Source organism: Kitasatospora sp. NPDC017646, from assembly GCF_044329365.1.
Lineage (GTDB): Bacteria > Actinomycetota > Actinomycetes > Streptomycetales > Streptomycetaceae > Kitasatospora.
In genome coordinates this window covers 113,359-131,958 of sequence record NZ_JBIRJC010000016.1, presented here as the reverse complement: position 1 = coordinate 131,958, position 18,600 = coordinate 113,359, and the positions used below count along the sequence as shown (strand labels likewise).

The window sequence follows — 18,600 nt, the reverse complement described above, 5'->3', positions numbered from 1 at the left end:
TTGTGCCGAAGCGCAGTTGGTCGAAGTCACCGCTGTTCGGGCCGTAGTCGCCCCCACCTCCCTCGGGCGCGAGCTTCGCCGCCATCGCCTCGGTGTGGGGCGCGGAGAGGCCCCGGCGGTTGACGTCCGGCCCTGCTGCCCGCCGGCGCGGCTCGGGGCCCCGGGTCAGCCCGCGGGCAGCAGGGTCGGGTCCGTCATGATCCGACGGACCGTCGTGAGCGCCGCGCCCAGCAGCGGCCCGCGCCGCCCCAGCGCGGACGGGCGCAGCGCCTCCGGGGCCCACGGCCGTACGGTGACGCGGGCGGCCAACTCGGCGCGCACGGAAGGGAGCAGCCAGTCGGCGAGCTCGGCGTAGGCGCCGCCGAGGACCAGACCGTCCGGATCGATGAGTTCCACGGCGGAGGCGAGGGCGAGTCCCAGGGCCCGCCCGGCGCGGTCCAGCGCCGCCAGGGTGGGCGGGTGCCCGGCAGCCGCGCGCTCGGCCAGCAGGACGATCGGGTCGCCCGCGGGGGCCGGACTGGCCCCGGCGGCACCGCCGTGCGGCGCGAGAGCGGCCTCGCGCAGCACCGCCGCCTCGCCCGCGTACTGCTCCAGGCAGCCACGGGCACCGCAGGCGCACTCGACGCCGTCCGGCTGGATGGGGACGTGGCCGAGTTCGCCGGCGAAGCCGCGGGCGCCCCGGAACAGGCGCCCGTCGATGACCAGGGCGGCGCCGATCCCGGCCCCGGCGGAGACGTGGACCAAGGTCTCCACAGCCGGTTCGGCGCTCCAGCACTCGGCCAGCGCCCCGAGGTTGGCCTCGTTCTCCGGTTCGGGCACGGTGTCCGGGTCGGGCCAGTGGTCGGCGAGCCGGACGCCGTGCCAGCCGAGGTTGGGCGCGCGCTCGACCAGTCCACCGGGCCCGTTCGGCACCACCCCGGGCACGGCCAGGACGCGGCCCTCGACCCGCAGTCCGAGGGCGGCGGCCTCGGCCTCCGCCTCGGCGGCCAGCGCGGCGACCTCCGCCAGCACCCGCCCGGCCGGGCGGCCCGCGTTGGCCCGTTCCACCCTGCGCCGCACCCGCGGCTCGCCGCGCAGGTCCACCACGCACGCGCCGAGGTGGGTGACGCCGATCTCCAGGCCGAGGCCCGCCGGGCCCTGCTCGCTCACGGCCAGCGCCCGTCCGGGCCGGCCGACGCGTCCGCTGGCCGTGGCCGGCGCCTCGGTCAGTGCGCCACGGCCGATCAGCTCGTCGACCAGGGAGGAGACCGCCGCCCTGGTCAGCCCGACGTGTCCGGCGACGTCCGCACGGGAGAGCGGGCTGTGCACGCGGACCGCGCCGAGGACGACCGCGAGGTTCTGTCGTCGCATGTCCTGCTGCGATGCCGGTCCACTCGCCGACAACCCGTCCGCCCTGCCCACCGCTGCCACGCGCCCGCCCCTCCTACCGGTCCTGGGCCGGGGCGCCCTGCAAGGCCCCGGCCCGACGCAGGGTATCCCCGATCAGTTCGAGCGCGTCGTCGTCCCGCTTCACCGGGTCCAGCACCGGGCCCCGGGCCGTCCTCCAGCGGCGGGCGACTGCGTCGGCGGGCTCGCCGGTGAGCAGTGCGGCGGCCTGGGCGGCGGCGCCGAGCGCGACCAGCTCCCGAGCCTCCGGCACCTGGACCGCGCGGCCCGAGAGCCGCAGCACGGTCCGCTGCCAGGCCTGCCCGCGGGCGCCACCGCCGATCAGCAGCAGCGGTTCGTCGCCCGCCGGGTCCGCGCCGCCCGCGCGCAGCACACCGTCCAGGGCGGCGAGCAGGGCGTGGGCGGCGCCGTCGTAGGCGGCCTGCAGCAACTGGCCGGGGGTGGTGTCGTGGCGCAGCCCTTGGACCAGGCCGGAGGCACCCGGGAGGTCCGGCGTCCGCTCACCGTCGAGGTAGGGCAGGACGACGGCGGTGCCGCCTTCCTCGACCTCGTCGCGGCCGCGGCCGAGCAGGGCGGCGAAGCGGTCGACGGCGAGGGTGCAGTTGAGCGTGCAGGCCAGTGGCAGCCAGCCGCCGAGGGCTTCGGCGAAGCCCGCGACGGTGCCGCTCGGGTCGGCGGGCCTGCTCCGGCCGACCGCGTAGACGGTGCCGGAGGTGCCGAGGCTGAGCACCGGTTGCCCGGGGAGCAGGCCAAGCCCGAGGGCGGCGGCCATGTTGTCGCCGGTGCCGGTGGCCACCGGCGTGCCTTCACGCAGCGGCGTTCCGGGGCGGACGACGCCGGCCCGGGCGCCCGGGGGCAGGACCTCGGGCAGCAGGCCCGGGTCCAGGCCGATGCGGGCGAGGACGTCCCGGTCGTAGCCGTCCGGGCCCCACCAGCCGGTTCCGGAGGCGTCGCCCCGGTCGGTGACCGCCGCCCCGGTCAGTCGCTCGGTGAGGAAGTCGTGGGGCAGGCGGACGGCCGCGACCCGGTCGGCGGCGGCGGTCTCGTGGGCGCGCAGCCAGGCCCACTTGGGGGCGGTGAAGGCGGCGGTGGGGACGCTGCCGGTGCGGCGGGCGAGTTCCACGGCGCCGATCGCGGCCTTCAACTCGGCGGCCTGGGGCGCGGAGCGGACGTCGTTCCAGAGCAGCGCCGGGCGGACCGGCGCTCCGGCCGCGTCCAGGGCGACGAGGCCGTGCTGCTGGCCGGCGACCGAGACGGCGGCCGCGCGGTCCGCCCAGCCGGTTCCCGCCGCGGCCTGCCCGAGCGCCTCCCACCACTGCTCGGGGTCGCTCTCCCGGTCGGCTCCCCTGCTGACGGTGTGCGGGGCGCGGCCGTGGCCCAGGACGGCGCCGGTGTCGAGGTCGACGGCGAGCGCCTTGGTGGACTGGGTGGAGCTGTCGAAGCCGATCACGACGCGCTGCGCAGCCATGCGTTCCTCCGGTGGGGTTCCTTCTGACGTTCCGGCATATTAATTTGTTGAGAGCCCTGACAAACACCCTCTCGGCACTGAATCCGGAGCTGCTCCATGGCCAGCGACACCCTCGTCCCCACCCCCGCGCACAAGTTCACCTTCGGCCTGTGGACCGTCGGCTGGCAGGGTCGCGACCCCTTCGGCGACGCAACCCGCCCCGCCCTCGACCCGGTCGAGACCGTGCAGCGACTGGCCGGGCTCGGCGCCTACGGCGTCACCTTCCACGACGACGACCTGATCCCCTTCGGGGCGGACGGGGCCACCCGCGAGCAGACCGTCAAGCGCTTCCGCACCGCGCTGGACACCGCCGGCCTGAAGGTCCCGATGGCCACCACCAACCTGTTCACCCACCCGGTCTTCAAGGACGGCGCGTTCACCGCCAACGACCGCGACGTCCGGCGCTACGCGCTGCGCAAGACGATCCGCAACATCGACCTCGCGGCCGAGCTCGGCGCCTCGGTCTACGTCGCCTGGGGCGGCCGCGAGGGCGCCGAGTCCGGCGCGGCCAAGGACGTGCGCACGGCGCTCGACCGGCTCAAGGAGGCCTTCGACCTGCTGGGCGAGTACGTCGAGCACCAGGGCTACGACCTGCGGTTCGCGATCGAGCCCAAGCCCAACGAGCCGCGCGGCGACATCCTGCTGCCCACGGTCGGCCACGCCCTGGCCTTCATCAACGCGCTGGAGCGGCCCGAGCGGGTCGGCATCAACCCCGAGGTCGGCCACGAGCAGATGGCCGGGCTCAACTTCCCGCACGGCATCGCCCAGGCCCTGTGGCACGGCAAGCTGTTCCACATCGACCTCAACGGCCAGTCCGGCATCAAGTACGACCAGGACCTCCGCTTCGGCGCGGGCGACCTCCGCCAGGCCTTCTGGCTGGTCGACCTGCTGGAGTCGGCCGGGTACGACGGCCCGAAGCACTTCGACTTCAAGCCGCCGCGCACCGAGGACTTCGACGGCGTCTGGGCCTCGGCGGCCGGCTGCATGCGCAACTACCTGCTGCTGGCCGAGCGCTCCCGCGCCTTCCGGGCCGACCCGGAGGTCCAGGCCGCGCTCGCGGCGTCCCGCCTGCCCGAACTCGCCCTCCCCACGGCCGAGGACGGCCTGACCGGGCTGCTCGCGGACCGATCCGCGTTCGAGGAGTTCGACGTCGACGCCACCGCCCGACGCGGCATGGCCTTCGAGCAGTTGGACCAGCTGGCCCTCGAGCACCTCATCGGCGCCCGCTGACCGCCGCCATGACCGGGCCGGGCCGTGCGGCTGGCACGGCCCGGCTCTCGATGCTCGTGCAGCCCGTAGTTCCGATCGGACGGAGCAGCGGAACCAACCTGGAAGTCGAAAAGGACGTGCTGGGCGGCGCCTCGGTGCCCGCCGGCGGGTCGGTCTCGCTCGGTGCCTGGGACGTGCGGGTCTTCGTCGCGGGCTGAGGACGCGAAAGACGGAGGGGTGGCGGGCCCCGCCGGGCCCACCACCCCTCCTGCTCACTCCCGGCGGTCGCTACTGCGCCGAGAAGCGGTACACCGTCCTCGACCGGTACTTCTCCCCCGGACGGAGCACGGTGGAGGGGTAGTCGGGCCGGTTCGGCGAGTCCGGGAAGTGCTGCGTCTCCAGCGCGATGCCCGCGTACGCGGTGTAACGGCGCCCGGAGCCGCCGATCAGCGAACCGTCGAACTGGTTCCCGGTGTAGACCTGGAGCCCCGGCTCCGTGGTCAGGCACTCGACCTGGCGGCCGCTCTCCGGGTGGCTCAGCACGGCGGCCCGCCGGAACCCGGAGCCGTCCAGCACCCAGTTGTGGTCGAACCCGTCTCCGGCCGCCCGGAGCTGGCGGTGCTCCGCGCTGATGCAACTGCCGATCCTGCGGGCGCAGCGCAGGTCGAAGGGGGTGCCGGAGACCTGCTCGACCGGGCCGAGCGGTATCAGGTCCCGGTCCACCGGGAGGTATCCGCCCGCCTCGACGCGCAGCAGGTGGTCGAGCACCGTTGCACGGCCCTCGCCGGCCAGGTTGAAGTAGGCGTGGTTGGTGAGGTTGACGACCGTCGGGGCGTCCGTGGCCGCCTGGTAGGTGATCGAGAGCTCACCGTCGGCATCGAGCAGGTACGTCACCTCGGCGGTGACGGTCCCCGGGAACCCCTGGTCCCCGGCGGGGCTGCGCAGCCTGAAACGGACACCGACCTGCCGGTCCGCCCGGACCGGCACGCCGTCCCAGACTCGGGTGGCGAAGCCGTCCGGGCCGCCGTGCAGGGTGTGCCCGGTGAGCTGGGTGGCCAGCCGGTGGGTCTTTCCGTCGATGGGCAGCACACCCCCGGCGATCCGGTTGGCGTAGCGGCCGACGGTGGCTCCGAAGTACGACGCCTGACCGAGCAGGTCCTCCACGCTGTCGCTGCCGAGGACCACATTGGCCCGCCGCCCTGCACGGTCCGGCACGTTCAGGGCCTGGAGGCGGGCGCCCAGGCTGAGCACCTCCACCGTCACCCCGTTCGGGGCACCGAACGTCCAGCGGGTGACGCGCCGGCCGTCCGGCAGGACCGTGGCGACCTCCTGGGTCGCCATCAGGACACCGGGTGAGACGAGTACGTCTCTGGGCACGGGCTGCTCTCCGTTCGACGGTTCGCGGAAAAGAGGCGCGGAAAGGGAATCGGAAAGGGACTCGGGCCGGGAGTCGGAAACGGGGCGACGCCCGCCGAGCGGGCGGGCGTCGCCGATCCCGGACACCGGACTCACAGCCCCTGGGCCAGCCGGTGGTAGGCCTGGTTCCACCGCATCTCCCTGGTGAACTGACGGATGCTGGTGTCGTCGTCGATCATCAGGAGTTCCACCCCGAGCATCTCAGCGAGGTCTTCGAGTTCGTCGGTGCCGACCGCACCGGAGAGCACGGTGTGGTGCGGCCCACCGGCCGTCAGCCAGGCCTCGGTGGAGGTGTGGAGGTCGGGCCGCGGCTTCCAGACCGCCCGGGCGACCGGAAGGTTGGGCAGCCGCGCGGGCGGCGCGACCACGTCCACCTCGTTGGCGACCAGCCGGAAGCGGTCGCCCAGGTCCGCGAGTCCGACGACGACGGCCGGGCCGGGCTCGGCGTCGAAGACCAGGCGGACCGGGTCCTCCCGTCCGCCGATGGACAGCGGGTGGATCTCGCAGGAGGGGGTGTCGGACGCGATGCTCGGGCAGACCTCCAGCATGTGCGCGCCGAGGATCAGTTCACGGCCGAACTCCAGGTGGTAGGTGTAGTCCTCCATGAACGAGGTGCCGCCGGCCAGTCCACCCGCCGCCACCTTGAGGGTGCGCAGCAGGCTGGCCGTCTTCCAGTCGCCCTCGCCGCCGAAGCCGTAGCCGTCGGCCATCAGTCGCTGCACCGCGAGGCCGGGCAGCTGGCGCAGCCCGCCGAGGTCCTCGAAGTTGGTGGTGAAGGCCTTGAAGCCGCCCTGCTCCAGGAATCCGCGCAGCCCGAGCTCGATGCGCGCCGCGTAGCGCAGTGACTGGTGGCGCTCGCCGCCGGCCCGCAGCTCGGGCACCAGACGGTAGCTGTCCTGGTACTCCTCGACCAGCGCGGTGACGGCGACGTCGTCGGCCTCGTCCACCGCGGCGACCAGGTCGTTGACGCCGTACGTGTTGACGGAGACCCCGAACCGGCGCTGGGCCTCGACCTTGTCCCCCTCGGTGACGGCGACGTCGCGCATGTTGTCACCGAAGCGGGCCAGCCTGAGGCCGCGCAGTTCGGCGCGGCCGGCCGCGGCGCGGGCCCAGGTGGCGACCCTGGCGGCCACGGCCGGGTCGCTGACGTGTCCGGCGACGGTCTTGCGGGCGACGCCGAGACGGGACTGGATGTAGCCGAACTCGCGGTCGCCGTGGGCGGCCTGGTTCAGGTTCATGAAGTCCATGTCGATGGACTCCCAGGGCAGTTCGACGTTGGCCTGGGTGTGCAGGTGGAGCAGCGGCTTCTGCAGGGCGTCGAGCCCGGCGATCCACATCTTGGCCGGGGAGAAGGTGTGCATCCAGGCGATCAGGCCGATGCAGTCGTCCGCGGAGTTGGCCTCCAGACAGACCCGACGGATGGCGCTCGCGTCGGTGAGGACGGGCTTCCAGACGACCTCGACCGGGACGGCCGGGTCGCGGTTCAGAGCCGCGGCGATCCGCTGGGACTGCGCGGCGACCTGGCGCAGCGTCTCCTCGCCGTAGAGGCCCTGGCTGCCGGTCAGGAACCAGACCTCGCGGCCTTCGAGTGGCTTGGGCATGGGGTGGCTCCTCACCGGGCCTGGGGCTGGCCGTAGACGTTCTGGTAGCGGAAGTTGAGACTGTCGATGTCCGCCTGGGCGATCGGCAGCGGTTCGCCGAGCTGGCGGGAGAGGTGGACGGTGCGGGCCACGTCCTCGCACATCACGGCGGCCTTGACCGCCGACTTGGCGTCCTTGCCGATGGTGAAGACGCCGTGGTTCTGCATCAGGACGGCGGGCGAGCGGTGGCCCTTGAGGGTGTCCACGATGCCGCGGCCGATCGCGTCGTCGCCGATCAGGGCGAACGGGCCGACCGGGATCTCGGCGCCGAACTCGTCGGCCATCGCGGTGAGCACGCAGGGGACGGCCTCGCCGCGGGCCGCCCAGGCGCAGGCGTAGGTGGAGTGGGTGTGGACGACTCCACCGACCTCGGGCAGGTGGCGGTAGACGTAGGCGTGCGCGGCGGTGTCGGAGGAAGGTGAGTGCTCGCCGTCCACCACATTGCCGTCGAGGTCGCACACGATCATGTTCTGGGGCGTCAGCTCCTCGTAGGAGACGCCGCTGGGCTTGATGACCAGGAGGTCCTGGCCGGGGACGCGGGCGGAGACGTTGCCGGCGGTCCAGACCACCAGGTTGTAGCGGACCAGCTCCTGGTGGAGGTCGCTGACCTGGCGGCGGATGAGGTCGATGGTCGCGTTCACAGAGCCTCGCTGGGGGTGGTGAGGGTGGTGAGGGCGGCGTTGCGGATGTCCCGCAGACGGTGCAGGGCCTTGTCCGCGCCGAGCCCGAAGTGGTCGTGCAGGGCGCGGTACTCGGCGAACAGCCGGTCGTAGGTGTCGGCGGCGGCCGGGTCGGGCTGGTAGGCGCCCCGCCGCACCCGGCCCATCGCGGCGGCCGCGGTCCGGACGTCGGGGTGGGCTCCGGCGGCGACGGCCGCGTGGATCGCGGAGCCGAGCGCCGGGCCCTGCTCGGACTCGGCGACCGAGACCGGGCGGCGCAGCACGTCGGCGTGGATCTGCATCAGCAGGGCGTTCTTCTTGAGGCCGCCTGTGACGATGAACTCGGTGACCGGGACGCCGCCCTGCTCCAGGGCCTCGACGATGACGCGGGTGCCGAAGGCGGTGGCCTCCAGCAGTGCGCGGTAGATCTCCTCGGGTCGGGTGGCCAGGGTGAGCCCGACGATCACGCCGGAGAGGTGGTGGTCGACCAGGGTGGAGCGGTTGCCGTTCATCCAGTCGAGCGCCACCAGGCCGTGGGCGCCGACGGGTTGGTCGGCGGCCTTGCGGGTGAGCAGGCGGTGCAGGTCCTCGCCGTTCGCCTCGGCCTCGGCCAGGTAGTCGGCGGGTACGCCCTGGCGCAGCCACCAGGCGAAGATGTCGCCGACGGCGCTCTGGCCGGCCTCGTAGCCGTAGGAGCCGGTGACGATGCCGTTCTCGACCACGCCGCAGATGCCGGGGACGTCGGCGAGCGTGGCGCCGTTGACGACGTGGCAGGTGGACGTGCCCATGATGGCGAGGAGCTGGCCGTCGCCGACGGCCCGGGCGGCGGGTGCGGCCACGTGGGCGTCGACGTTGCCGGCGGCGACGGCGATGCCCACGGGCAGGCCGGTCCACTCCGCGGCCTGCGCGGTGAGCGCGCCGACCCGGGTACCCAGCGGGGAGAGCGGGTGCTCCAGGCGGGTGCGGGCGAAGTCGGCGAAGTCCGGGTGGAGCGCTGCGAGGTAGTCCTCGCTCGGGTAACTGCCGTCCTGGTGGATGCCCTTGTAGCCCGCGGTGCAGGTGTTGCGGCTCTCGGCGCCGGTGAGCTGCCAGACGATCCAGTCGGCGGCCTCGATCCAGCGCTCGCAGGCGGCGTAGACGGCCGGGTCCTCCTCCAGCACCTGGAGGGCCTTGGCGTACTGCCACTCGGCGGAGATCCTGCCGCCGTACCGGGAGATCCACTTCTCGCCACGGGCGTGGGCCAGCGTGTTGATCCGGTCGGCCTGGGGCTGCGCGGCGTGGTGCTTCCAGAGCTTGGGCCAGGCGTGCGGGCGGGCGGCCCAGGCGGCGGTCTCGGCCAGCGGGGTGCCGTCGGCGAGCACCGGCAGGACGGTGCAGGCGGTGAAGTCGGTGGCGATGCCGACGACGTCGGCGGGGTCGACGCCGGCGGCGGCGAGTGCGGCCGGGACGGCGGTGCGCAGCACCTCGCGCCAGTCCGCCGGGTGCTGGAGCGCCCAGTCGGGCGGCAGGACCCTTCCGGTGCCCGGCAGTTCGCGCTCGATGACGGCGTGCGGGTAGTCGTGGACGGCGGTGCCCATTTCCTCGCCGTCCCGGACCCGGACCACCAGGGCGCGGCCGGAGAGGGTACCGAAGTCAACCCCGACCACGTAGCGGTCGGCGTCGGGGGCGGCAGGATTCACGGTCACTTGCTCATCCTTCGTACGGGAGGCCTGCGTCATCACCTGTCGCCGGTGCGATCCGTAGCCGGGGCAGGGTGGTACGCACCGGCGACAGGCTTCGTTCCGCCGTCACCCTCAGTAGGGCGGAACGCTGGCCGTCGGCCGGACCACGGAAGCGGGGATGCGGGTGGCCCGGCCGGCGGAGTGGGAGGGGCGTCGAAGTCAACGCTCACGCCGATTGTTAACGTTAACAATCAGCGTGTCAAGGGAGGTCCACGACCCGAGGGCCGTGAACCGGGTGGTCAGGGCGTTGTCGAGTCCCGGCTCAGCGGCGGGCGGCGGGGCCCACGCTGCGCCGCAGCACCATCTCGGCGGAGATCTGCACATGGGCGGGCGGGTGCGGCACGCCCTCCAGTTCCTCCACGAGCAGTTCCAGGGCCCTGCGGCCGAGTTCGCCGAAGTCCTGCCGCACGGTGGTCAGCGGCGGGATGAAGTACGCGGCCTCCGGGATGTCGTCGAAGCCGACCACGCTGATGTCCCCCGGGACCGATCGGCCGGCCTCGTGCAGGGCGCGCAGCAGGCCGAGGGCCATGTGGTCGTTGGCGCAGAAGACGGCGGTGACGTCGCGCAGTCCGGAGATCCGCAGGCCCGCCTGATAGCCGGAGCGGGCGCTCCAGTCACCTCGTTCCACGTCCGGCACGGGGGCACCGGCCGCCTCCAGCGCGCGGCGCCAGCCCTCCTCCCGGTCCCGGCTCTCCAGCCAGTTGGCCGGCCCGGCGAGGTGGTGCACGGTCCGGTGCCCCAGGTCGAGCAGGTGCCGGGTGGCCGCCTCCGCTCCCGAGCGGTTGCCCACCGAGACCATGGGCACCTGGGTCTGGTCGCCCGAACCGACCGCGACGAGCGGCACGGAACTGGAGAGCCGGGCCACCGCGCTGACCGAGGAGGTCTGCGGCGCCACCACCACGACCCCCTCGACCCCCTGGTCGCGCAGCCGGTCGACGGCCTCCTGGACCGAACGGCCGTCGAGGGAACGCAGGCTGGACACGCTCACGAAGTACCCGGCGCTGCGCGCGGCCCGCTCGATGCCGTCCAGCATCGAGGCGGGGCCGTAGAGCGTGGAGTCGAAGCTGACCACCCCGAGGGTCTGCGAGCGGCGGGTGACCAGCGCGCGGGCGGCGGAGTTGGGCCGGTAGTCCAGCTCCCGGATGGCCGCCAGCACCCGGTCCCGGGTGTCGGGCCGTACGTGCGGGGCGCCGTTGAGCACCCGGGACACCGTCTGGTGGGACACTCCCGCCAGTTTCGCCACATCCGCCATCACGGGCTGGCGCTGTTCCGTCCCGGCGCTGTCGGTTCCCACTCGCAGTACCCTCCTTGGTTGTGGACCACAGTACGCGACCAGGTCCAGGCCAGTCCGTCACCCTGGGTTCAACCGGCGGCCCTCTTCATATCAGCCCCGCAGGCCGTCCACATGTGCCGATACCGCCAAGTTATCGCTCACACCCGCTCCACGGGAGCGCTTGCCGTGATACCGCCCCACTGCCCGCACCGGACTCGGTGGCCGGCGGGCGGTCGGACTGCGGAATGCGTTCGGGCGAGCAGGATCGGGTTGGTGAGCGCCGCCATCCCGCCTTCGGCGTCGCGGACCTCCACCCGGGCGAACCCCGCGTCCGCCGCGTCCACCACGCCGATCGGCCGCTCCAGACCGGCCGCACCGGTGCCGGACAGTGACCCGTCGGCCCCCGGCCCCCGGCGGTGTGGAGGCTGACCGTGCCGGAAGGCACACCCCGTTGCCGAGCCGCACCACGCCGGCGCACCGCCCGGCATCACCATTTAGCCAGGGCCTGTCCGGCGGATCCTGCGCCCGGCAAGATCCGCCGGACAGGCCGTAGTCACCTCTGACGGCACGTGCGGCGTCCCGCCACCCGCGGCTACCGACGCACGGCCCGGTCGCCGCGGGGTCGCGGAGACCGGGCCGGGTCCGGACGGGGCTGGGTGCTACCCGATGGTCCACCGCTGGTTGGCGCCGCCCCAGCAGTTCCACAGCTGGACGGGCGTGCCGTCCGCGACGGCCGCCCCGTCGACGTCCAGGCACCGGCCGGACGGAACGCCGGTGACGCTGCCGTCGGCGTTGAAGCGCCACTGCTGGTTGGCGCCGCCGTTGCAGGGCCAGGCCACCACCTTGGTGCCGTCGGCCGTCCCGCCGCCGTACGCGTCCAGGCACAGCGTGGTGCCGGAGACGTCCACGGTCAGCCGTCCGTCGGCGGTGCGGCTCCAGATCTGGCCGGCTCCTCCGGAGCAGCTCTGGATCCGTGCCTGGGTCCCGGGTGCGGTCGAGGTGTTCGGGACGTCGAGGCACTTGCCCGAACCGGTGCCGTGCAGCGCCCCCGTGGCCGCCCCCGCGGGGTCGGCGTAGCCGGCGGCGACGATGTCGGCCTGGACGGCGTTCTCGGTGGCCTCCGACGGGTAACCGGAGGTCATCACGCCCTCGTAGAAGGTGCCCTGGGCGCCCTTGCTGTTGTCGCCGCCGATGCCGAGGATGATCGCCCCCTCCTTGTGCATCGGGTTGTAGCCGGACGCGTTCGGGCGCGGACCGGAGTAGAAGGTCGACAGCCCGCCGGACCGGGCGTCGCCCGCGCGGATCGCCCACTGGTTCGGGGCGCCCTTGACCATGGCCGTCAGGTAACGGTGGTTCACCGTCGGGTCGTTGGCGTTGTAGCGCGTGTCGACGCCGGAGAACAGGCCGTTCTCCAGGTCGGCCATCACCCAGGGGCCGGGCCCGCTGCCGTAGCCCCAGACCTTGATGTTGCCGAAGTAGATGGCTTCCATGTGACCGTTGCCGGTGTCGTTGCTGCTGGTCTCGGCGTTGCCGTAGTCGAAGCAGCAGCCGCCGTTGTAGTGGGTGCCGTCGAGGATCGCGTACATCCCCTCGGGCTGGTCGCCGGTGGCGACGCCGGAGGTGTGGTTGTCGCGGTAGCCGGTGCCCGGCGCGACGTACACGCCGTAGGCCCGGTGGCCGTTCAGCGTGGTGGGCGCCAGGGTGGCGTCCGCGAGGTCGTCCGGGCCGCCGGCCGCCCCGCCGCCGGGCGCCTGGGTGAGGTGGTTGCCCCGGCCGCTCTGGTCGTAGATCGCGGTGATCACGCAGCCGGTGCCGGCGCAGAAGGAGTCCTGGGCTGCCGCGTCGGCGTACCCGCCGGCGCTCAGCACCCCGATGTTCCGTAGCGCCCCGTCCGACGCGCGCCGGACCTGGTACAGCGGCCCGCCGTACCCGGCGTACAGCGCGCGGGTGGTGCTGTGCGCCGCCACGCAGGGCGTGCCGCCGGCGGCGTAGAGGTCGCACGGGCCCCGGGTGGCGGCCTGGGCCACGCCGGCCGTCGCGGTGGCGCCGGCCAGGGCGCCGACCAGGACGGCGAGCGCCGCCCCGGCCCGGGCGAGGCGGCGCAACGCACCGCTTCCACGGGTTGTCCTGTCGTTGTCACTCATGGGTGCTCCCTGCTCATCGTCGAGCGTGGCCAGGGGAAAGTGAGCGCTAACAATCCAGCCCGCGGCGGCAGACTTCGACCCGGGCGGGAGGTGGAGGCTCCTGGACCGGTGACAGTGCCCGGTTCGACCGTGTCCCGTCAAGACTTTCGACGGATCCGGCGGCACCGCCGCCGACCGGACCGAACGCCCGAACCTGTCGCCAACCGATTCTCGGGGCAGGGCCGTTGAGGAGAGATCGACGCCAGCGCCCACCCCCCGATCCGGCGCGTCAGCGCCCGGTCCGCCCCGCGCGGGTCGCGGTGCCACGGGCAGCCGACGCGCTGGCCGGTTGCTTCCTGCAACAACCCTGACATTCATTCTTCGTTCGCCTGATGTTCATTCACGGCGCACGGCAACGGCCCCCTCGCCCGGCACTTCGCACCCCTGCCGCGCCGTCGGCGGCCAGCCGCTACCCAACGGTGATCCCAGGGGCCTTGACGCGGGTCTTGTGAGCGTTAACACTTCATTTCACGCCAGGCCAGAGCTACCGCAGCCCCGACGTTCCACAGCGCGAGGGACCCGCTCCGGCCGACCCCGCTCGACCGCTCCCAGTCGCCCAACCAGGGGCGCTCTGCGCGGTCGCGGAACACCATTCACTGGAGGAACTGTGCGGAAGCTTTCAGCGGGCCTCGTCGCGGTGGGCTTGACGCTCTCCCTGGCGGCCTGTGGTCAGAGCAGCAACGGAGTCGGCGACGGCGCGGCCAAGGGGGATGCCAAGGGCGGGCTCGTGGGCATCGCCATGCCGACCAAGTCGTCCGAGCGCTGGATCAACGACGGCAACAACATGGTCAAGGACTTCCAGGCCAAGGGCTACAAGACCGACCTGCAGTACGGCGACAACGTGGTGGAGAACCAGGTCTCCCAGGTGGAGAACATGATCACCAAGGGCGCCAAGCTGCTGGTGATCGCCGCCATCGACGGCTCCTCCCTCACCAACGTGCTGCAGAAGGCCGCCGACGCCCACATCCCGGTCATCTCCTACGACCGGCTGATCCGGGGCACCCAGAACGTCGACTACTACGCGACCTTCGACAACTACAAGGTCGGCGTCCTTCAGGGCAGCTACATCGCCGACAAGCTCGGCCTCAAGGACGGCAAGGGCCCGTTCAACATCGAGCTGTTCGCCGGCTCGCCGGACGACAACAACGCCACCTTCTTCTTCAACGGCGCGATGAGCGTCCTCAAGCCGTACATCGACCAGAAGAAGCTGGTCGTGCAGAGCGGCCAGACCGACTTCAACCAGGTCGCCACGCTGCGCTGGGACGGCGCTCTCGCCCAGTCGCGGATGGACAACCTGCTGAGCAAGGCCTACACCAGCGCCCACGTCGACGCCGTGCTGTCACCGTACGACGGCATCTCGATCGGCATCCTGTCCTCGCTCAAGGCCGTCGGCTACGGCACCGCCAAGTCGCTCCCGATCGTCACGGGCCAGGACGGCGAGCTGGCCTCGGTGAAGTCGATCATCGCGGGCGAGCAGACCCAGACCGTCTACAAGGACACCCGGCAGCTCGCCAAGGCCGCCGTCCAGATGGGCGACGCCCTGCTGACCGGCGGCAAGCCCGAGGTCAACGACACCACCCAGTACAACAACGGCGTGAAGGTCGTCCCGGCGCAGCTGCTCCAGCCGGTCAGCGTCGACAAGGACAACTACCAGAAGGTCCTGGTCGACAGCGGCCAGTACACCGCGGACCAGCTCAAGTAGCCCGTGGGGCCCGCCCGGCGGGCCCCACGCCGAAACCGGCGGTGCGGAACCCGGGCTCCCGGAGCCCGGGGCCTCCTCACCCACCGCACCGCCCCGAACGATACGGACGCACAACATGGCTGGACCCGTTCTCGAAATGCGGTCGATCAGCAAGTCGTTCCCCGGCGTCAAAGCGCTCTCCGAGGTCAACCTGACCGTCGCCGCCGGCGAGGTGCACGCCGTCTGCGGTGAGAACGGCGCCGGCAAGTCCACCCTGATGAAGGTGCTCAGCGGCGTCTACCCGCACGGCGACTACGAGGGCGAGATCCTCTTCGAGGGCGAGCCCTGCCGCTTCAAGGACATCCGGGCCAGTGAGCAGCGCGGAATCGTCATCATCCACCAGGAGCTCGCCCTGGTGCCGTACCTGTCCGTCGCCGAGAACATCTTCCTGGGCAACGAGCACGCCACCCGCGGCGTGATCAGCTGGCACCGCACGCTCACCCACGCCGCCGAACTGCTGCGGCAGGTCGGTCTGGAGGAGAGCCCGCACACCAGGATCGCCGACCTCGGCGTGGGCAAGCAGCAACTGGTCGAGATCGCCAAGGCGTTGGCCAAGAAGGTCAAGCTGCTCATCCTGGACGAGCCGACCGCCGCGCTGAACGACGAGGACAGCCGCAAGCTCCTCGACCTGATCCTCGAACTCAAGGCGCAGGGCATCTCCTGCATCATCATCTCGCACAAGCTGAACGAGATCGCCCGGGTCGCCGACGCCGTCACCATCCTGCGCGACGGACAGACCATCGAGACCGTCACGATCGGCCCCGAGGGCATCTCCGAGGACCGCATCATCCGCGGCATGGTCGGCCGCGACCTGGAACACCGCTACCCCGAACGCACCCCCGACATCGGCGAGATCGCCTTCGAGGTCGAGGACTGGACCGTCCGGCACCCGATCGACCAGCAGCGCACCGTCGTGGACGGCGCCTCGCTGAACGTGCGCCGCGGCGAGATCGTCGGCATCGCCGGCCTGATGGGCGCCGGCCGCACCGAACTCGCGATGAGCGTCTTCGGCCGCTCGTACGGCCGCTGGAGCGGCGGGCGGGTGCGGCTGCACGGCCGGGAGGTCCGCACCCGGACGGTGCCGGAGGCGATCGGGCACGGCATCGCGTACGTCACCGAGGACCGCAAGCACCTCGGCCTGAACCTCATCGACGACATCACCCGGAACATCTCGCTGAGCGCGCTCGGCAAGGTCTCCCGGTACGGCCGGGTCGACCGGCACGAGGAGAGCAGGGTCGCCGAGTCCTTCCGGAAGACCATGAACATCAAGGCTCCGACGGTGTTCACCCGGACCGGCACGCTCAGCGGCGGCAACCAGCAGAAGGTCGTCCTCAGCAAGTGGATCTTCGCCGAGCCCGAGGTGCTGATCCTCGACGAGCCCACCCGGGGCATCGACATCGGCGCCAAGGCGGAGATCTACACCGTCATCGCCGAGCTGGCCGCCCAGGGCAAGGCCGTCCTCGTCATCTCTTCCGAACTCCCCGAACTCCTGGGCCTGTGCGACCGGATCTACACCATGGCCGAAGGCCGGATCACCGGCGAGGTCGCCCGCGCCGACGCCACCCAGGAAAACCTCATGCGGCTCATGACCATGAGCACCGCATCCAGCAACGAGCAGGTGTGAGGCATGGCCCCGACCGAGATCATCCCGGATTCGTCCCCGAAGGCGCCGCAGGCCGGCCCGACCCCCTCCATCGGCTCCGCCCTGGCCGGCGCGCTGCGCGGCAACGTGCGCCAGTACGGCATGCTGGTCGCGCTGGCCCTGATCGTGCTGCTGTTCCAGGTCTGGACGGACGGCATCCTGCTCCAGCCGCTCAACATCACCAACCTGATCCAGCAGAACGGCTACATCCTCATCCTGGCGATCGGCATGATGATCGTCATCATCGCCGGGCACATCGACCTCTCGGTGGGATCACTCGCCGCCTTCGTCGGGGCAGCCGCCGCCGTCATGATGGTCAAGCAGCACCTGCCCTGGCCGGTGGCCGCACTGGCGGCGCTCGTGATCGGTGCGCTCGCCGGCGCCTGGCAGGGCTTCTGGATCGCCTATCTCGGGATTCCGTCCTTCATCGTCACCCTGGCCGGCATGCTGCTGTTCCGCGGCGGCACCCAGATCCTGCTGCAGGGCCAGTCCGTGGCGCCGTTCCCCAAGGGCTTCCAGAGCATCAGCAGCGGCTTCCTCCCCGAGGTCGGCCCGCACACCGACTACCACAACCTCACCCTGCTGCTCGGCCTCGCGGTGCTGGCCGTCGCGATCGTCCAGGAGCTGCGCGGGCGCCGGCAGACCGCCTCGTACGGGCTGGAGGTCCTGCCGCTCGGGCTGTTCCTCGCCAAGCTCGCCGTGATCACGGCGGCCGTGCTCGTCTTCACCCTGCTGCTCGCCAGCTACCACGGCGTGCCGATCGTGCTGCTGATCCTCGGCGCCCTGCTGGTCGGCTTCGGCTACCTGATGCGCAACTCGATCATCGGTCGGCACACCTATGCGATCGGCGGCAACGAGGCGGCGGCCAAGCTGTCCGGGGTGAAGAGCAAGCGGGTCGTCTTCCTGGCCTTCACCAACATGGGCGTCCTCGCGGCGCTGGCCGGGCTGGTCTTCGCCGCGCGGCTCAACGCGGGCACCCCGCAGGCGGGCATCAACTTCGAGCTGGAGGCGATCGCCGCCGCCTTCATCGGCGGCGCCTCCGCCAGCGGCGGTGTCGGCACCGTCCTCGGCGCGATCATCGGCGGCCTGGTGCTGGGCGTGCTGAACAACGGCATGTCGATCGTCGGCGTCGGCACCGACTACCAGCAGGTCATCAAGGGCCTGGTGCTCCTCGCCGCCGTCGGTTTCGACGTCTACAACAAGCGCAAGGCCGGTTCGTGACCTGACTGACCTGGGCCGACCCTGAACCGGGCGGGGACCGACACGGTGCGTGTGGACACCGTGCCGCTCCCCGCCCGTTCGTCTGCCCTCCGCCCGGCCTCCTCGTGCGGGCCTCTCCCCCCACCCGGACTTCTCCGTGCGGGAGCGGTCCCAGAGCCCGGCACGGAAGACTGGAGCCGACGCGGCGGGGTGATCCCCGAACGCGGGAACCTGCCCGCCGCCGTGACCGGCTTCGTCGGCAGGCGGCACGAGATCGCCGAGATCCACCGGCTGCTGGGCACTCGCCGCCTGGTCACGCTCCCGGGCAGGGGCGGTGTGGGCAAGACACGCCTCGCGCCGGAGGTGGCCGCCGCCGTCCGGGAGACCGACTTCGCCCCGGTGCCCCCAAGGATTTCGGCCGACCGTGTCAGTGGGTTCTCCGTCGGATCACAGCTGTCCGGCAGGCCGGACCGACACGCGGTCGTGAGAAGGCCGGAGGGGTGCCTCTCGGGAGAAGCACCCCTCGGTGGACGGTCGTTCGGGATTCAGCGGGCCAGGAGCACCAGGACCAGTACGACCGCTGCCGGAACGGTCTGCACGAAAAGGATCTTCCGGGAGGACGTCACCGCGCCGAACAGCCCGGCGACGGCGACGCAGGAGGCGAAGAAGACCCGCACCGGGAACCCGACCGGGTCGGAGGCGAACGCGCCCCAGAGCAGCCCGGCCGCCAGGAAGCCGTTGTACAGACCCTGGTTGGCGGCCATCGCCTTGGTGGAGCGCGCGAACTCGGCCGACGTGCCGAAGGAGGCCCGAGCCCGGGGAGTGGTCCACAGGAACATCTCCAGGACCAGGATGTAGACGTGTAGGAGGGCGAGCGCGACAACCGCAATCACGGCAACTGTGGACACACCAGGCATCCTACGCAGTGGCCGCGGGCCGGCAGGGCGCCATGTGAGCGATCACAATCGGTGAACCGGCATTCTTCCGAGCCCTTTGCCGAATCGTCAAGTGCGAGCTGCCGGA

14 protein-coding genes are annotated in these 18,600 nt (G+C 72.1%); 5 read left to right on the top strand and 9 right to left on the bottom strand.

Translation table 11 applies throughout. The annotated features are described in order from the left end of the window. Positions 1 to 165: 165 nt before the first annotated feature. Positions 166 to 1,350 (bottom strand): ROK family protein, encoded by a 1,185-nt coding sequence (locus tag ACH4J0_RS24625; RefSeq protein ID WP_396242708.1) that lies wholly within the window; start codon positions 1,348 to 1,350, stop codon positions 166 to 168. Between the two features lie 73 nt (positions 1,351 to 1,423). Next, positions 1,424 to 2,854 carry a xylulokinase gene (gene xylB / locus ACH4J0_RS24620; RefSeq protein ID WP_396242707.1) on the bottom strand — a complete coding sequence of 477 codons (1,431 nt, stop codon included), beginning with the start codon at positions 2,852 to 2,854 and terminating at the stop codon, positions 1,424 to 1,426. Positions 2,855 to 2,950: 96 nt separating this feature from the next. On the opposite strand from xylB, the gene xylA reads away from it, so the two are divergent. Beyond that, entirely contained in the window at positions 2,951 to 4,123 is a 1,173-nt protein-coding gene (gene xylA / locus ACH4J0_RS24615) for a xylose isomerase (protein WP_396242705.1), read from the top strand. A gap of 50 nt (positions 4,124 to 4,173) precedes the next feature. Beyond that, on the top strand, positions 4,174 to 4,320 hold the full coding sequence (locus ACH4J0_RS24610; RefSeq protein ID WP_396242704.1) for a hypothetical protein: 147 nt from the start codon (positions 4,174 to 4,176) through the stop codon (positions 4,318 to 4,320). A gap of 70 nt (positions 4,321 to 4,390) precedes the next feature. Here the strand turns inward: ACH4J0_RS24610 and ACH4J0_RS24605 are convergent, their stop codons facing one another. From ACH4J0_RS24605 to ACH4J0_RS24580, 6 genes are all read right to left on the bottom strand, one after another. Next, positions 4,391 to 5,479 carry an aldose epimerase family protein gene (locus tag ACH4J0_RS24605; protein ID WP_396242703.1) on the bottom strand — a complete coding sequence of 363 codons (1,089 nt, stop codon included), beginning with the start codon at positions 5,477 to 5,479 and terminating at the stop codon, positions 4,391 to 4,393. Positions 5,480 to 5,610: 131 nt separating this feature from the next. Beyond that, entirely contained in the window at positions 5,611 to 7,119 is a 1,509-nt protein-coding gene (araA, locus tag ACH4J0_RS24600; RefSeq protein WP_396242702.1) for an L-arabinose isomerase, read from the bottom strand. Positions 7,120 to 7,130: 11 nt separating this feature from the next. After that, positions 7,131 to 7,799: an L-ribulose-5-phosphate 4-epimerase gene (locus tag ACH4J0_RS24595; RefSeq protein WP_396242701.1), complete on the bottom strand. Its 669-nt coding sequence runs from the start codon at positions 7,797 to 7,799 to the stop codon at positions 7,131 to 7,133. Further along, a complete protein-coding gene (locus ACH4J0_RS24590; RefSeq protein ID WP_396242700.1) occupies positions 7,796 to 9,502 on the bottom strand; it encodes a ribulokinase in 1,707 nt (568 codons plus the stop codon). Before ACH4J0_RS24590 ends, ACH4J0_RS24595 begins: the two co-directional genes overlap by 4 nt. A 298-nt stretch (positions 9,503 to 9,800) precedes the next feature. Further along, positions 9,801 to 10,832 (bottom strand): LacI family DNA-binding transcriptional regulator, encoded by a 1,032-nt coding sequence (locus tag ACH4J0_RS24585; RefSeq protein ID WP_396242699.1) that lies wholly within the window; start codon positions 10,830 to 10,832, stop codon positions 9,801 to 9,803. A gap of 638 nt (positions 10,833 to 11,470) precedes the next feature. Beyond that, positions 11,471 to 12,955 carry an arabinofuranosidase catalytic domain-containing protein gene (locus ACH4J0_RS24580; RefSeq protein ID WP_396242698.1) on the bottom strand — a complete coding sequence of 495 codons (1,485 nt, stop codon included), beginning with the start codon at positions 12,953 to 12,955 and terminating at the stop codon, positions 11,471 to 11,473. 646 nt (positions 12,956 to 13,601) lie between these two features. Here ACH4J0_RS24580 and chvE point away from each other — a divergent pair. From chvE to mmsB, 3 genes are all read left to right on the top strand, one after another. After that, the gene (gene chvE / locus ACH4J0_RS24575) at positions 13,602 to 14,696 is read left to right on the top strand and encodes a multiple monosaccharide ABC transporter substrate-binding protein (RefSeq protein ID WP_396242697.1); all 1,095 of its coding nucleotides are present in this window, start codon (positions 13,602 to 13,604) and stop codon (positions 14,694 to 14,696) included. A gap of 115 nt (positions 14,697 to 14,811) precedes the next feature. Further along, a complete protein-coding gene (mmsA, locus tag ACH4J0_RS24570) occupies positions 14,812 to 16,359 on the top strand; it encodes a multiple monosaccharide ABC transporter ATP-binding protein (protein WP_396242696.1) in 1,548 nt (515 codons plus the stop codon). Positions 16,360 to 16,362: 3 nt separating this feature from the next. Beyond that, a complete protein-coding gene (gene mmsB / locus ACH4J0_RS24565) occupies positions 16,363 to 17,598 on the top strand; it encodes a multiple monosaccharide ABC transporter permease (protein WP_396242695.1) in 1,236 nt (411 codons plus the stop codon). A 524-nt stretch (positions 17,599 to 18,122) separates the two neighbouring features. Here mmsB and ACH4J0_RS24560 read toward each other — a convergent pair. Beyond that, the gene (locus ACH4J0_RS24560; RefSeq protein ID WP_396242694.1) at positions 18,123 to 18,494 is read right to left on the bottom strand and encodes a DUF1304 domain-containing protein; all 372 of its coding nucleotides are present in this window, start codon (positions 18,492 to 18,494) and stop codon (positions 18,123 to 18,125) included. Between the last annotated feature and the right edge of the window lie 106 nt (positions 18,495 to 18,600).

Bases quoted from the DNA above. Each gene is read 5' to 3' on its own strand.
- ACH4J0_RS24625 (WP_396242708.1), bottom strand. From the start codon at position 1,350: ATGCGACGACAGAACCTCGCGGTCGTCCTCGGCGCGGTCCGCGTGCAC.
- xylB (WP_396242707.1), bottom strand. From the start codon at position 2,854: ATGGCTGCGCAGCGCGTCGTGATCGGCTTCGACAGCTCCACCCAGTCC.
- xylA (WP_396242705.1), top strand. From the start codon at position 2,951: ATGGCCAGCGACACCCTCGTCCCCACCCCCGCGCACAAGTTCACCTTC.
- ACH4J0_RS24610 (WP_396242704.1), top strand. From the start codon at position 4,174: ATGCTCGTGCAGCCCGTAGTTCCGATCGGACGGAGCAGCGGAACCAAC.
- araA (WP_396242702.1), bottom strand. From the start codon at position 7,119: ATGCCCAAGCCACTCGAAGGCCGCGAGGTCTGGTTCCTGACCGGCAGC.
- ACH4J0_RS24580 (WP_396242698.1), bottom strand. From the start codon at position 12,955: ATGAGTGACAACGACAGGACAACCCGTGGAAGCGGTGCGTTGCGCCGC.
- mmsA (WP_396242696.1), top strand. From the start codon at position 14,812: ATGGCTGGACCCGTTCTCGAAATGCGGTCGATCAGCAAGTCGTTCCCC.
- mmsB (WP_396242695.1), top strand. From the start codon at position 16,363: ATGGCCCCGACCGAGATCATCCCGGATTCGTCCCCGAAGGCGCCGCAG.
- ACH4J0_RS24560 (WP_396242694.1), bottom strand. From the start codon at position 18,494: ATGCCTGGTGTGTCCACAGTTGCCGTGATTGCGGTTGTCGCGCTCGCC.